Genomic DNA, 15422 nt, shown 5'->3' on the forward strand with positions numbered 1-15422 from the left:
GGCATTGCGCATGACGTGTACCAATATCACGCGGCGCGGCGATAGGCCTTTGGCGCGCGCTGTACGCACGTAGTCCTCATCTAACACCTCTAGCATCGCCGAGCGTGTCATCCGTGCAATCATCGCGAGTGGTATGGTCGATAAGGCAATAGACGGTAGGATAAAGTGTTTGACCACATCCCAAAATGCGCCAGGTTCTCCTGATGTTAAAGAGCCCAATAACCATGATCCATATAAAGGTTTGACGTCTAAAAACTGCGCGACAGATATGACACCAGCGACAGGCAACAGACCGAGATAATGGGCGAATATACCAGTCAGGATAGGCCCCAATAAATAGATGGGCATAGAGTAGCCAGCCAGTGCCCCTGACATTAGAGTATAGTCAATCCATGTACCACGTCGTAGCGCGGCAAAGATACCTAAGCTCACACCGACAACACTGGCAATGACAATGGCACACAAAGCCAGCTCTAAGGTTGGTACAAAATGCGCAAAGAAGTCTTGTAATACCGGAGTACGGGTACGAAAGGATTGACCAAAATCACCGGTCAATATTCCGGTTAAGTAATCCCAATATTGGACAATTAGGGGTTTGTCTAAGCCAAGTCTTTCTAACGCTCGAGCATGTAGCTCCGGATCGACCATACGCTCACCCATCATAATCTCGACGGCATCTCCAGGGACGAGCCGAATTAGGGTGAATGTCGATAGCGTTAAGCCAAGATAGACAGGAATTAGAATGGCAATGCGACGCAATATATAAAGTAGCATGGGCTGCTCAATTCAATAGTTGTGGTTCAATCGTTTTAGATCGATGAGTAGAATGTTGGCAGAGATGAGAGAGTCGGTGACAAAATGCTTAAAAAGTGCTTAATAAGGCGCTTAACTCATATAAATACGGCTGGAGCAGAGTGTCTGACCCAGCCGAATATAAATTAAACAATCATGCATGTCTTACCGGACGTCATCAGCTCAGGTTATTCAACCTTTACACCATCGAAGCGTATTGAGCCAAGCGGACTAATTTTATAATCGACGACGTTTGGTGCGGTGAATACCGTGACCACCGAATGCGCCATTGTCGTCCAAGGCAATTGCTCTTTGAATATCTGCTGAGCTTGTACATAGTCGTTGACGCGCTCATCTTGATTGGTAATCTGACGGGCGTTAGTCACCAAAGTGTCAAAGTCTTTATTACACCAGCGTGAGTAGTTATTGCCACCGACCGCATCACAAGATAGCAACGTACCTAGCCAGTTGTCAGGATCCCCATTATCACCAGTCCAGCCTGCTAGAATGACATCAGGCTCACCTTTAGCAGCGCGGTTTAGATACTCGCCCCATTCATACGTCACAAGCTTGGTATCGACACCAATTTTTGCCCAATCTGCTTGTAGCATTTCAGCCATGAGTTTGGCATTAGGATTGTATGGGCGTTGAACGGGCATATACCATAGATTAATGGCAAGTTTGTCCGCGCCTGCTTCTTTTATAAGGGACTTGGCCTTTTCCACATCATAAGGCGCATCTTTGATAGATTTATCGTAGCCCCATTGTGTGGGCGGCATTGGATTGGTGGCTTTTAATCCTTCGCTTTGATAAACCGCATTGATAATAGCGTCTTTATTAATGGCCATGTCTAATGCTTGGCGAACTTTAAGGTCGCTAAGCTTCGGTTTTTCAACGTTATAGCCGACATAGCCGACATTAAAGCCGGGTTGATCGAGAACGGTGGCCTTACCAGATTTTTTGACAGAGTCAATTTCGGCCGGTTTTGGATAAGCGGACACATGACATTCACCTGCTTGCACTTTTTGCGCACGCACTGCTGAATCTTTGGTGATGACAAACACGAGATTATCGATATGAATATCGTCTTTGTTCCAGTAGTCTGGATTTTTGGTATAACGAATTTGCGCGTCTTTTTGATAAGAAGTAAAGACGAAAGGTCCTGTACCAACGGGTTTGGTGTTGATATCAGCAGCATTACCAGAAGCCATTAACTTTTCTGCATACTCAGCAGAATCGATGTAAGCGAAGGGCATCGCTAGGTTCTGTAAAAATGGCGCATTGGTCTCGCTGAGTGTGATTTTGACGGTAGAGTCATCAACCTTTTCGATATTGGAGATAATATCAGGTAGCCCCATGCCGACCGAATAGGGGAACTCAGCAGGATAGGCTTTATTAAATTCAAACTCTGGATTGGTGATACGCTCCAGGGTAAAGACAATGTCATCTGCGTTGAAATCACGGGTTGGGGTAAAGTAATCGGTCTTACCATATTTAACCCCTTTACGTAGGTTAAAGGTATAAGTCTTGCCGTCTTCACTAATATCCCAGCTTTCGGCTAAGGCTGGCTGAATCTCAGTACCATCTCTTTTGAACTCTACTAAGCCGTTGTAGATGGGAAAGGCGCTCGCATCAAAATCGGTACCTGCAGTGTATTGTGCTGGATCGAATCCAGCCGGACTACCTTCTGAGCAATAAAGTAAGGTTTTGGCTGCTTTAGCATCTGAGCTGGCAGCAGATTCATCGGTGGTTTTGTTGTCGCCGCTACAGGCACTGATGCCTAGAATAACTGTCGCCAACATCGTCAGTTTGAAGAGTGATTTTTGCATTATTACATCCTATGTAATGATAAATAGTCGCCAATAGATTTATAAGATCGTTTTTGACCTATAAATACAATGAGCGTGCTTTTAATTCCCTTTAAAGCAATTGTTTATATCGTGTTTTTGATATGCAAAATAAAAAATATTTCAGGTTGTATTAACCATTATTCAGATTTGCAAAAAATACCGATATAAATAAGTGGTTTAAATATACTCTGTTCAACAGTGGTAATGCAAGACATCCGTAAGCTAATTTGATAGAAAACGTTCTGTTTTAATATCTTCATTGCCGAATTGGTTAGAGTTCCTCCTTATTTTAGAAATGCTGATAAAATAATCACGAAAAAACAAAGGTTAAAATTTTATATAATTCGCTTATTTCCATTTTATTGAATATAAAGTTTTAGTATATAAGCCTCTTAAATAAAAATACTAATTATAAGAGGCATATTTTCCCATGTTTTATGGCGTGACTGGTTCGATATGACCGTAATTTGCTTTGATAAGATCTGCGAGTTTTTCAGCAATCATAATCGTTGGCGCATTGGTGTTACCGCTGATGAGAGTCGGCATGATTGAGGCATCGATGACCCTTAATCCCTTTACACCGCGTACTTTTAATTGCAAATCAACCACGGACTGGTCATCTGAACCCATACGGCAAGTGCCGACAGGATGATAAATGGTATCTGACTTGTTGCGAATATAGCCGAGCATACCGTCTTTTTCGATATAGGGGGCAGGGTAGTCTTCAGTAATATATTTGGCGATGGGTGATTCTTGCATGATGGCGCGCGTACGCTCCGCGCCTGCAATCATATATTCCACATCTTTTGGGTGCGAGAGGTAGTTTGGATCAATCAATACCGCGTCTGAGGGGTCGGCGGAGTCCAGTCTGACCGTACCGCGGCTTTCAGGGCGTAGGTAGCAACTGTGACAAGAGACCGCAAAGCCACGTCTGAGATCACGACCATGCTCAATCACGCGGGATATGACAAAGTGCAGTTGGGTATTTGGCCACTCTTTTGGATCATCACCGACACTAAAGAACGCGCCCGCTTCAGCATAGTTGGTAGACAAGAGGCCTGTACCATCCTTTCTCCACTGCCGAATACTTTTGGTCAATGTCGAAATCGTCGCCATACCAATACCGATGACGTCAGTGGTATTGACCTCGTAATCAAAAACGACGTCCAAATGATCTTGTAGATTACCACCAACATCGGGCGCATCTACCATGACGTCTATGCCATGCGATTGTAGATGCTCAGCAGGTCCAATACCTGACAACATCAGGACTTTGGGTGAGCCAAAAGTGCCTCCAGATAATATCACTTCATGACGCGCCATAACCGCATGCTCGACGCCATCTTTTTCATAAGCGACACCAACGGCCTGTTTGTCTTCAAAGATGACGCGGTTGGCTTGGGCGTGGGTGATGACGGTCAAATTTGATCGGTTTTGTACTGGATGTAGATAAGCGGCCGCCGCAGAGCAGCGTTGACCTTGTTTTTCGCCATGAAAGTGGGTGACTTGATATAGCCCTGTACCGTCTTGCTTTTCGCCATTAAAATCTTGATTATGATCTAAACCATTGGTGATGGCGGCTTCTACGAATGCTTTGGAGATATCACGCGGACTCAGTAAGTTGCTGACATGAAGCGGGCCACTATCACCATGCAGCTTATCACTCCCATGAATATTATTTTCTGCTTTGATAAAGTAGGGCAGTACATCATCAAATCCCCAACCAGTACAGCCTTGTTCTACCCAACGTTCATAATCGAGCGCACTACCACGCGTATAAATCATGGCATTGATCGCAGATGAGCCACCCAAGCATTGACCACGTGGTTGGAAGCCACGACGGTCGTTCAGATGCGCTTGCGGCGTAGTTTGAAAGCACCAATTATTCAGTTTCAGCGGCTTGCCTGGCACCATCAAAATCAGTCCAGCAGGGACACGGACAGCAAGGTCTTTACCTTCACCGCCATATTCTAATAAGCAGACACTAATGTCTGGGTTTTCTGTTAATCGGCTAGCAAGTACGCAGCCAGCTGAACCACCACCCACGATGACGTAATCAAATTTTTTATCAAATTCCATTTTACATTCCTTCTAGCATCCATGCTGAGTAAAACGTGCTCGTTAAAACCCGTTTATTGAAATAGGGTACGCATTACAGTATCTATTATTTTGCTGGAATAATAAAATAAAAATGACTAAGGGGTACTTATCAATCAATATATTGCATGGCAAAACAATACTAGGACGTGAAACCGCTGGTATAGGCTATTTAAACTTATATAGCACATATCTCTGAACGTACGATAAAGCGCTTACCTTCTGGTATTTCAAGCGAAAAACTGGCTCCGCGCCCATCGACCACATCTATCGTTAGATCGGTATGTTGCCAGAGCTTATGCTGAGCTTTACCCATATAAAATGGACAGCCAACCAGCTCGCCGATGAGTACGTCTTGTCCGCCTACTTTAAATTCGTCCAATGGATAACACATGGGTGAACTGCCATCGCAGCAGCCGCCTGATTGATGAAACATCAGCTCACCGTGCTTAGATTTTAGTAAGTCGATTAATGCTTTGCAGGACTCTGTCGCTGTGACGTTCATAATGATTTCCTTATCGTTAGACCCGAACGAATGTCTTTCATAATCATACTGAATAGAAAATAAAGGGTCGCATCATGTTCACTCACATCATTTATCATATGTGGTTGAAAACGATACGACCCTTTACTAATGATTACTCTAGCCAGTCATTGAGACGGTGTTACGAATCTCAAAATATCATAAAGCATGCGGCTACGTAATGGTTGCTACATACTATAGTCAATGACAATGCGACCTTCGATTTTGCCATCACGCATACGATCAAAGATATCATTGATATTTTCTAGTGGCTCAGCGGCAACGGTGGCTTTTACTTTGCCTGCTGCTGCCATGTCTAGCGACTCTTGCAAGTCGAGACGCGTACCAACGATTGAGCCACGAATGGTAATACCGTTTAAAACAGTATCAAAAATAGATACTGGGAATTCGCCCGTTGGTAGACCGTTACAGACCAAAGTACCACCGCGTCGTAACATGCCTAATGCTTGATCAAAGGCTTTTGAAGATACTGCTGTCACGAGCGCACCGTGAGCACCGCCGATTTCTTTTTGTAGATATTCAGCAGGGTCAGTATTTTTCGCATTGACAGTGACTTTGGCGCCCAATTTTTTAGCGAATGCCAGTTTTTCGTCATCAATATCCACAGCAGCAACGTTCAATCCCATTGCAATGGCATACTGAACAGCCATATGTCCCAGTCCACCGATACCTGAAATGACAACCCAATCGCCTGGCTTGGTGTCGGTCATTTTAAGACCTTTGTAGACCGTGACGCCTGCACATAACACTGGTGCAATTTCAATAGAGTCAACGCTTTCAGGAATGATACCGACATAGTTGGCATCTGCTAGGACGTATTCTGCAAAGCTGCCGTTTACCGAGTAACCAGAGTTTTGTTGGCTTTCGCATAAAGTTTCCCAGCCACCTAAGCAATGGGTACAGTGGCCACAAGCAGAGTAGAGCCAAGGGATACCGACTCGGTCGCCTTCTTTGACATGGTGCACATTGTCACCAACGGCAGTGATAAGACCAACGCCTTCGTGGCCTGGGATAAACGGTGGGCTAGGTTTGACTGGCCAATCGCCCTCAATGGCATGCAAATCGGTATGACAGACACCTGATGCCTGCATTTTTACGACGATTTGACCAGCACCTGCGGTTGGAATATCTACTTCTTCAATTTCTAAGGGTTGTCCGAATTCATGCAGCACGGCCGCTTTCATTTTATTACTCACGTTGTAACTCCTTGTCATCGTTCTTTACATTAAGATGCTCAGCGAGCATCGAGGTCGCACTTTACAGTTTTGCCATAAAGTGCTTTGAAAAACAGAATTAAAAGAAGCCCATCGCTTTAGGACTGTACGATACGAGCATATTTTTGGTCTGCTGATAGTGATCAAGCATCATCAGATGGTTTTCGCGGCCGATGCCAGACTGCTTATAACCGCCAAACGCCGAATGCGCAGGATAGAGATGATAGCAATTCGTCCAAACGCGGCCAGCTTTAATGCCACGACCGAAACGATAAGCGCGCGTACCATTACGCGTCCAGACGCCAGCACCAAGACCATATAAGGTGTCATTGGCGAGAGTCATTGCTTCTTCATCGTCTTTAAAAGTGGTGACAGCGAGTACGGGGCCAAAGATTTCTTCTTGGAACACGCGCATATCATTCGTGCCTTCAAAGATGGTCGGCTGCACATAATAACCGTTTGCCATATCGCCATCATGTTTGGCTAGCTCACCGCCCACAAGGACTTTTGCACCTTCTTTCTTACCGATATCGAGATAAGATAGGATTTTTTCTAACTGATCTGAGCTGGCTTGCGCACCAATCATGGTATCGGTATCAAGCGGGTTGCCCATTTTTATCGCTTTCACGCGAGCGATACAGCGTTTCATGAATTCATCATAGATGCTTTCGTGTACGAGGGCGCGTGATGGGCAGGTACAGACTTCGCCTTGGTTGAGTGCAAACATGACCAAACCTTCAACCGCTTTATCTAAGAAGTCATCGTCCTCATCCATGATATCGGCAAAGAAGATGTTTGGACTCTTACCACCGAGCTCTAGCGTTACTGGAATGATATTTTCACTGGCGTATTGCATAATTAAGCGACCAGTGGTGGTCTCACCCGTAAAGGAAACTTTATCGATACGCGGGTTGGAAGCGATTGGCTTACCAGCTTCTACACCAAAGCCGTTAATGACGTTTAGTACGCCTTTTGGTAAAATATCCGCCGCGCCTATGACGTCAAGCATGTATAAAACAGAAGCTGGTGTTTGCTCGGCAGGCTTGAGGACGATACAGTTACCCGCAGCAAGGGCTGGGGCAATTTTCCAAATCGCCATTAGAATAGGAAAGTTCCAAGGAATGATTTGACCGACGACGCCTAGAGGCTCATGGAAATGATAAGCAACCGTGTCTTCATCAATTTGGCTAATGCCGCCTTCTTGCGCGCGGATAACGCCCGCAAAATAACGCAAATGGTCGATGGCGATTGGAATATCAGCGGCGAGGGTCTCACGTACTGGTTTGCCATTCTCATAAGACTCAGCAATCGCGATTGCCTCTAAATTGGCTTCGATACCGTCAGCAAGTTTGAGCAACATATTAGAGCGATCAGTGACACTAGTTTTGCCCCATGCGTCTTTTGCTGCATGAGCCGCATCTAGCGCCGCTTCAACATCGGCAGCTTTAGAGCGCGCAATCTGACAGAAGGTTTTACCATCGATTGGACTTGAGTTGTCAAAGTATTCACCATCGATTGGTGCGACCCACTCACCATTGATGAAGTTGTCATATTTTTTGCGGAATTCAACAGGACTATTTTCAGTATTGGGATAGGCGTATAACATTAACGACTCCTTGTTGTGTATTATGGCTAGTTAAGAACAAACGACTTAAGCATAAATATTTGGCCATCCTGACCAAGCTATGACCCTATCGTACTGAGCTTTAGCGATGAGCGATAATGACTTTTTATAATGATATATTTCGTATCGTATAACTTTAAGTTATGTGGCTTATTAGGGTTAAAGTCGTCCGCAAAACGGATGTAGCTGTTATAATTGTTGGCAGCTTTTTCTCTTATTATTTGCTCTTAAGCTGTTTTTCTTATTACTATTAACTTAATTGGTTTAGATATATGCGTCAATCTTCTGCTCTTGATATCTTAAAAACGGGTCAAAATGTCTTTTTGACTGGCTCAGCAGGTTCAGGTAAGACTTATACGCTCAATCAATATATCGACTACCTGCGCGCGCGCCGTGTGCCTGTCGCCGTCACTGCGAGTACTGGTATTGCTGCCACACACATGAATGGCACAACGATTCATAGCTGGTCCGGCATCGGTATCAAAGATGAGTTAAGCGACCGCGATTTGACTACGTTATCACGCAAGCAGTTTTTGGCAGACCGACTAAAAGACACCGCGGTATTGGTCATTGATGAGATATCGATGTTGCATGCTAAGCAGCTCAATTTGGTCAGCCAAGTACTCAAGCATATCCGCAAAAATGACAAAGCCTTTGGTGGTATCCAAGTGGTCGTGGCAGGGGACTTTTTTCAGCTGCCACCGATTGGTAGTAAGGGTGAAACCAACCGTGAAAAATTTGCCTTTATGTCGGAAGCGTGGCTTGATGCCAAGTTCCATATTTGCTATCTGTCTGAGCAACATCGTCAAGTAAGTGAGGCGGCTAATGGCGGACTTGATTTGGACGATATTCTCAACCAAATTCGTCGTCAGGAAGTCACTTTTGAATCGATTGCCGCGCTGGAGGCGACTTTTGATCAGAATGTCGATATCAAACGTACCCGTCTTTATACCCACAATCTCAACGTTAATAGCATCAATGATAAAGAGCTTGCCGCGTTAGAGGGCGAGATGATGCGCTTTACCGCAACGTCCACGGGCGACAGTAAATTGGTTGAGACGCTTAAAAAAACGGTACGTACCCAAGACGATTTGGTACTAAAAGTCGGTGCCAAGGTGATGTTTATCAAAAACAATACTGAACTTGGCGTGTCCAACGGTACGATGGGTGAATTGATTGGTTTTGCCGCTGTTAAAATTAATGATGATAGCAAAGACAGCAGTGATGATTTAATCGAAGATGATGATGAAAATACTGAAAATGAGACGAATAAGACTGTAAAAGGCAAAGGTAAAAAAGCCATAAAAGAGAAACCCAAAGCCAAAAAGCCAACGACGCAAAAAATGCCCGTGGTTCGGCTCAATTCAGGGCGTGAAGTTGTCGCTGAGCCTGAAGAATGGATTATCGAAGATGAGACAGGAGATGTGCTGGCAAGCTATGAGCAAGTACCGCTTTGTCTAGCATGGGCGATTACCATTCATAAGTCACAAGGCATGACCCTCGATGCCGCAGAGATTGACTTATCGCGCACCTTTGAGCTGGGGCAAGGATATGTGGCATTGTCACGATTAAAATCGCTGGCAGGTCTGCAGTTGCTGGGTATGAACGACATGAGTTTGCAACTTGATCCGCTAGCACGCGGTGCGGACAAACGCTTTTTAGCATTGTCTGATGAGGCTGATGCCAATTATGCGATGCTTGATGAAGAGAGCATGACGCAGGCACATGAAAAATTTATTTTAAAATCGGGCGGTACGCTGAGTAAATCAGTGATTGATGCTTATGCCACTTTGCAAAAAAAGCGCCGCGAGCAACAACAGGCGCAAATAGACAAAAAACAGAAACTGGGCAATCAAGTTTCTGATAAGTCAGACAGTACCTTGCTTGCGACGCGATTATTATTAGAGGAGAGCTTGTCGATTGCAGAAATCTCACAAGCCCGTCAGCTTTCACAATCGACCATCATGCGTCATATTGCTGACCTAAAATCTCAAGATCCAAGTCTCGCTTGTGATCATTTGCGTCCAGAGGATGAGGTGATGACGGCGGTTGGTAATGCCTACGTCGCGATTAAAGTCGCCAATAATCCAAATGATTTCAATGATAATGGCAGTATTAAATTGCGTCCAATATTCGATCATCTTAAGCAAAGTATTGATTACAATGCCATTCGTTTGGCACTTATTTTTATAACGCCCTAATACTGAATGGCGTCTTGATACTGAGTATGACAATTCAGGGTTCAATCATTCACCAAAGCCATTTAGCTTTTATATAACAATCCTTAGAGCCGATTAACAACTTGTTGGTTTTGTCTCATGGTAGCGCTGACTTTGTAGTGCTCAATTTTTTATCCCTTTATAGCGATATCTTTTTATGCCTGATTTTTCGAGCGCCACTTATCAATTAACGTCTGACCCAATAGCAGCAGCGGCGTTTCATACATCTAGTGAGCACACACAGCCACTGAGGATTGCTATCAATGGTTTTGGACGTATAGGGCGCAATGTGTTGCGGGCATTGCTAGAGCGCTTTGAGGTATTAGGCCGTGCGATCCATGTGGTGGCAATTAATGATTTAGCACCAGCGGATATTTTGCTGCATTTATTAAAGTTTGACAGCACGCATGGTCGCCTAAGTCGCCTTGGAGTCAGTGCTGATATTGTGGCGAGTAGCAACGATGAAGCGAGCGATGACGGTAACAATAACAGCGCCACACAGCTTTGTCTGACAAAAAACAATTATACCTACTGTATCAATTTATTCTCGGAACCTAACCCTGCGCAGTTGCCTTGGCAGGCGCTGGGTGTCGATGTGGTGCTAGAGTGTACCGGACATTTTCGCTCTTATGAGCAAGCACAACTGCACATAGTGGCTGGCGCGCAGCAGGTGATTATTGGTGCGGCACCATTCGATGATGTCGATGCTTGTATCGTTATGGGCGTTAATACTGATGAGCTAACACGTGAGCTGCCGATTATATCGAGCGTCTCTTGTACCACGCAGGCCTTGGTTCCCTTGATTGCGACGCTTGATACCGCATTTGGGGTAAAGTCAGCGATGATGACGGAGATTCATGCGGTCACCGCTGATCAGACAGTGCTTGATCAAGCGCACCGTGACCCAAGACGCGCGCGCGCGTCTGGTTATAATATTATCCCAACCACCTCTAGCAGTATCGCGGCGACAGAGCGTGTGCTACCTGCTATGGTAGGCAAGATAAATGGGCATTCGATACGAGTGCCTACCATTGATGTCGCAGCTATTGATGTGACCTTTGTTTTTGATACGCCCGATGTGTCTGTCGAGGCAGTCCGCGAGGCACTCAAATCTGCCAGTCAGGCACATTTGCGTGACATCATGGCTTATACGGATGAGCCATTGGTATCCAGTGATTTTATCCATCAGACTGAGTCTTTGATCATTGATGGTCAGCAGCTCATGCAAGTGGGTAGCCAGTACAAGGTTTTTGCATGGTATGACAACGAATGGGGTTATGCCAACAGACTGCTAGATATGTGTCTACATCTGGCTTCTCATAAAAAAGCTATCGTCAATTCTCTATAAAAAAGTGACCGCGCTAACCTCGCGGCAAGTATCATATATACCTCTGCATGCAGTTGCCTTGACTCTCTTTTAAACTGAATCAACGATAGCATCAAAATAATTTAAATTCGTTCAATTAATTGCTTGCATTCTCATGTTATATCGCTATAATAACGCACAAATGGAGACGTGGCAGAGTGGTTGAATGCACCGGTCTTGAAAACCGACAAGGGTTTGTAGCCCTTCGAGAGTTCGAATCTCTCCGTCTCCTCCAAATTCGAAAAAAGCCCCAATCAGTGATGATTGGGGCTTTTTTTATGCTGGATATTTATCCTATTATTTTATAAATACTCTGCAGCGCTTTTTTATTTCATTAGCGACTCATCAAACTTAATTTCCTGCCCGTTCTCCAATATCAATGTGCCTTTGCTAATCTCGATGGTCAAGTCTTTGGTGTTTTTAATGGCACGCATAACGTTGATGTCTTCAATACTGCTCTCGATGATGATCTTGCCAGACTGCTCTGGTTTAATAGGCGGGTCAAACTGTGTTAGTGGTACGTTAAAGCTTTTGCCCTGCGTCAAGTTAGCATCTTGCATGGTCAGTGTGCCCTTAAAGCTTCGAATGGCGACCTTGCCGTGATTAGAGAGCATAAACTGTAGTTTTACTTGATTTAAGCTGTCACTATCGCTTGTTTTGACTGGTAGTAGAGCGACAGGGTAGTTCTGCGCATTGGCACTATAAGCTGGCTGGCTGCTGACGATGGGGCTTTTTTTACCTGTTGGATTGTTTGGATGTAGTCGTTCGTATTCACGCTGTTGCACAAGGGCTTGCTTGATAGTGGTACGCGGCATCGCCCCCGACTCATAGGCACCGCTGAGTTTCATTCGCAACATGTAGCGGCTGAGTAATTGCTGCTCAGATTCAGGTAACTGCTCAAAAGTGGTGCCGAGTTTTTTCTGCCACTGGTCAGAGTTGGTCGGTATGGTTTTTTTGGTTGGGTCCGCGGTTGGCTGTGAGCAACCAGAAACGATTGGTAGTATCGCTAAGGCAATCGTCAATAACAAAGCTTTATTCAAGCGTTGATGTAAACTCGCCATCGTACACCTCCTTAAAAATCTTTATGGATAATAAAGAATGACAACAAAATAATGAGCGTTTTCTTAATATACCTCGTTTGATGAGAGGTTGTGTTTAATTATCGCTAAATGCTGTATCGCAAGCAAAATAGGCATATTTTTGTTATATGAAAGCAAAAAAGGGCAGGAGACGTACTATTTATAATAATTTCTGACAAGCAATCATGATCGGTATTTTTATTCACAATAGATATTTTTATTACGCCCACAAAAAAAGACTGAGTGCCGTTAAGCAAACTCAGTCTTTTTTATTAACAGCTAACGACTGTTTGAATAGTTAGTCATGAGCTTGGTCATTTTCTTGCAGCTCAGATAGTGAGTGAGTAATATTATTATTGTGGGTCACCACAATAGCCTCATCAATAATACGCTGGCTGACCCCGCGTTTACGCAGGCTTTCGATGAACACCTCATCATGGGCTAGGGTGTAGTCTTGATGATCGCGGTCAAGTCCTTGGCGAATATATAAACGAATAAGCCCTTGGATGCGTTTAAACCCCAACTCTTTTGAAGTGGCTTCTAATAGCGAAATCATCTCTTCAGACAAACGAATACTGATCGGGCGCATGATTTTTTGCGGATGATCAGAAAACTTATTTTTCACACGTACAGGTATCATAATAAACCATTATTTTTAGTGAGTAGGAGTAAAGCACTCAGACAAAAACTAACCCAATCAAAACTATCCTTACCATACAACAAAAACGCCTAAAAGAACACCGTAGCATGCCAATCGCACTAGGGTGTGTCCTCAATTCAATCGATTAACCTCTAAATGGGCTAAAAATGGCTAAATCTTGCCAAACGTTGTCAAATAGCTTATCAGTATCTCGATATTATTTGTGCTACTGTCCTTGTTTGACGGCAATTTATCTCATTTTTGTCACCACTTTTAAAATGAGGACACGCCCTAAGATTGCGGCTATCCTCTTAATTGAAAACGGCAACCATAAAAAAACCTTCATCAAATAATGATGAAGGTTTTTAGTATATGGCTCTCCAACCTGGGCTCGAACCAGGGACACACGGATTAACAGTCCGTTGCTCTACCAACTGAGCTATTGGAGAATAAGTTGGTATAACGATAAGTTAGATAAGCGCTATTGCTTGTCTTGTTTGCGTTATGTGGGGCACATTTTAGCCAAGTTGTTATAGGCTGTCAACCTTATTATGCCATTAATTATAAATATTGTTGTTATCTGTCAAAAATAACCAGTAATCCCTTATAAAGCGGGCTGTTTTGGCAAATTTTGACCGCTAAAATATTATTTTTTGACTAGGGCGTGTCTTCAATTCAATCGATAAATCTCTAAACGGGCTAAAGAATGAGCTAAAAGTGGTCAAAACCCTTATTTATGTAGGTTGGATATAAAATCTAGCGCTAATTTGATTAGACAAGTCGGCTATCTTTTTGAATAGTAAAACAATCTGTACCTCCCTCGAAACAAAAAAGTCATAAACAGTCCTTCACATTGCTAGAATATTTCTATAGAATACCGACCGTATGGTTTCTTTAATGTATATACATTATTAATATGTGATCAACTTGAAACAGGTTACCTAATTATGAGTCCCACCACTATTGCTTACGGTTATCTAGCCATCGCCATCATTTGCGAAGTGGTTGGCACGACCTTTTTAGTCAAGTCAGAGCAGTTTACGCGTTTGGTGCCGACCCTGATTATGGGTGTGCTTTATGCCATCTCATTTTACTTATTGACACAAACCATCAAAACCATACCGCTTGGTATTGCTTATGCACTGTGGGGCGGATTGGGGATTGTGCTGACATCGCTCGTAGGCTTGATGTTTTTTAAGCAAAGTCTTGATACAGCAGCTGTGGTTGGTATCGCTATGATTGTGGGCGGTGTCGTGGTGATGAACTTATTCTCTAATTCTGTGGTGCACTGATATGGAAATGGAAAACGCTTACAAACGTAAAAAACAGCCCGAAGTTGTCCGTCGTGCGCTACTCGATCAGGCAGCGCGAATCACGTTAGAGCAGGGCTTATCAAAAGTGACCTTTCAGGCGGTCGCTGATGCGGTCGGGGTGACCAAAGGCGGGGTGATGCATCATTTCACCACTAAAAATGCACTCATCCTTGAAGTGTTTCATGATGCGATGGCGAGGTTTGAGGCAGAAGTTAATCAAGCCATGGCAGAAGACCCTGTGCGTTATGGCTCTTTTACTCGTGCCTATATCAATGCCACGATTAGCTTAGGCGAAAAAGGGCAGGAAGAGCTCGATAGTCAAGCAACCTTATATGCATTGATGCTAGGCGATAGCGAGTTACGTGAGTTGTGGGCCAAGTGGGCAAATGCACAATTAAAGAAATATCAAGCAACCGACAATACCGAAACATTATGTATGGTGCGTCTGGTGGCTGATGGTATTTGGCTCTCTGATTTTTCGGGGATTAATATCTCAGATAAAACCTCTATTCATAAGCGTTTGATAAAAATGACGCAACCTGATAATGAATAAAACACTGTTCTTAAATGATTGATCAAATAAGCTTTTTTATTAAAAAAGCATTGAAAGACAGGCTTGTAGCAATAGGCTATATAAATTTATTTTAAACATTTAACCCATGACGACATTATTTAGCATTAGCT

The 15422-nt window shown here is 43.9% G+C and carries 12 protein-coding genes and 2 tRNA genes; 5 read left to right on the top strand and 9 right to left on the bottom strand.

Annotation, left to right across the window (positions count from 1 at the left end):
• From B2575_RS02020 to B2575_RS02045, 6 genes are all read right to left on the bottom strand, one after another.
• The coding region (locus tag B2575_RS02020) for an ABC transporter permease (protein WP_296239991.1) at positions 1-774 on the bottom strand (774 nt) is incomplete at its 3' end.
• A 206-nt stretch (positions 775-980) separates the two neighbouring features.
• Positions 981-2621 (bottom strand): ABC transporter substrate-binding protein, encoded by a 1641-nt coding sequence (locus tag B2575_RS02025; protein WP_060491626.1) that lies wholly within the window; start codon positions 2619-2621, stop codon positions 981-983.
• 456 nt (positions 2622-3077) lie between these two features.
• Positions 3078-4721 carry a GMC family oxidoreductase gene (locus B2575_RS02030; protein ID WP_296239994.1) on the bottom strand — a complete coding sequence of 548 codons (1644 nt, stop codon included), beginning with the start codon at positions 4719-4721 and terminating at the stop codon, positions 3078-3080.
• A 196-nt stretch (positions 4722-4917) separates the two neighbouring features.
• Positions 4918-5244: a DUF779 domain-containing protein gene (locus B2575_RS02035; protein WP_201560332.1), complete on the bottom strand. Its 327-nt coding sequence runs from the start codon at positions 5242-5244 to the stop codon at positions 4918-4920.
• A gap of 206 nt (positions 5245-5450) precedes the next feature.
• The gene (adhP, locus tag B2575_RS02040; RefSeq protein ID WP_201560331.1) at positions 5451-6479 is read right to left on the bottom strand and encodes an alcohol dehydrogenase AdhP; all 1029 of its coding nucleotides are present in this window, start codon (positions 6477-6479) and stop codon (positions 5451-5453) included.
• Positions 6480-6576: 97 nt separating this feature from the next.
• Complete coding sequence (locus tag B2575_RS02045) at positions 6577-8103, bottom strand: aldehyde dehydrogenase family protein (protein ID WP_201560330.1); 1527 nt, start codon at positions 8101-8103, stop codon at positions 6577-6579.
• Between the two features lie 290 nt (positions 8104-8393).
• Here B2575_RS02045 and B2575_RS02050 point away from each other — a divergent pair, with 290 nt between their 5' ends.
• The 3 genes from B2575_RS02050 (at position 8394) to B2575_RS02060 (ending at position 11941) form a co-directional block, all read left to right on the top strand.
• The gene (locus B2575_RS02050; protein ID WP_296239996.1) at positions 8394-10322 is read left to right on the top strand and encodes an AAA family ATPase; all 1929 of its coding nucleotides are present in this window, start codon (positions 8394-8396) and stop codon (positions 10320-10322) included.
• A gap of 175 nt (positions 10323-10497) precedes the next feature.
• Complete coding sequence (locus B2575_RS02055) at positions 10498-11688, top strand: type I glyceraldehyde-3-phosphate dehydrogenase (RefSeq protein ID WP_227675991.1); 1191 nt, start codon at positions 10498-10500, stop codon at positions 11686-11688.
• A gap of 162 nt (positions 11689-11850) precedes the next feature.
• Positions 11851-11941: transfer RNA gene (locus B2575_RS02060), tRNA-Ser, on the top strand.
• A gap of 91 nt (positions 11942-12032) precedes the next feature.
• On the opposite strand, the gene B2575_RS02065 is transcribed toward B2575_RS02060, so the two are convergent.
• From B2575_RS02065 to B2575_RS02075, 3 genes are all read right to left on the bottom strand, one after another.
• Positions 12033-12767 (bottom strand): hypothetical protein, encoded by a 735-nt coding sequence (locus tag B2575_RS02065; protein WP_296239997.1) that lies wholly within the window; start codon positions 12765-12767, stop codon positions 12033-12035.
• Positions 12768-13083: 316 nt separating this feature from the next.
• Positions 13084-13425 (bottom strand): hypothetical protein, encoded by a 342-nt coding sequence (locus B2575_RS02070; RefSeq protein ID WP_055125114.1) that lies wholly within the window; start codon positions 13423-13425, stop codon positions 13084-13086.
• A gap of 373 nt (positions 13426-13798) precedes the next feature.
• Positions 13799-13874, bottom strand: a tRNA-Asn gene (locus B2575_RS02075).
• Between the two features lie 498 nt (positions 13875-14372).
• On the opposite strand from B2575_RS02075, the gene B2575_RS02080 reads away from it, so the two are divergent.
• Both B2575_RS02080 and B2575_RS02085 read left to right on the top strand, forming a co-directional pair.
• Positions 14373-14717 carry a DMT family transporter gene (locus B2575_RS02080; protein WP_055125113.1) on the top strand — a complete coding sequence of 115 codons (345 nt, stop codon included), beginning with the start codon at positions 14373-14375 and terminating at the stop codon, positions 14715-14717.
• A gap of 1 nt (position 14718) precedes the next feature.
• Positions 14719-15291 (top strand): TetR/AcrR family transcriptional regulator, encoded by a 573-nt coding sequence (locus B2575_RS02085; RefSeq protein ID WP_201560327.1) that lies wholly within the window; start codon positions 14719-14721, stop codon positions 15289-15291.
• Positions 15292-15422 lie beyond the last annotated feature (131 nt).

It is taken from the genome of Psychrobacter sp. UBA6739 (assembly GCF_002453835.1).
In the GTDB taxonomy this organism is placed as follows: domain Bacteria; phylum Pseudomonadota; class Gammaproteobacteria; order Pseudomonadales; family Moraxellaceae; genus Psychrobacter; species Psychrobacter immobilis_A.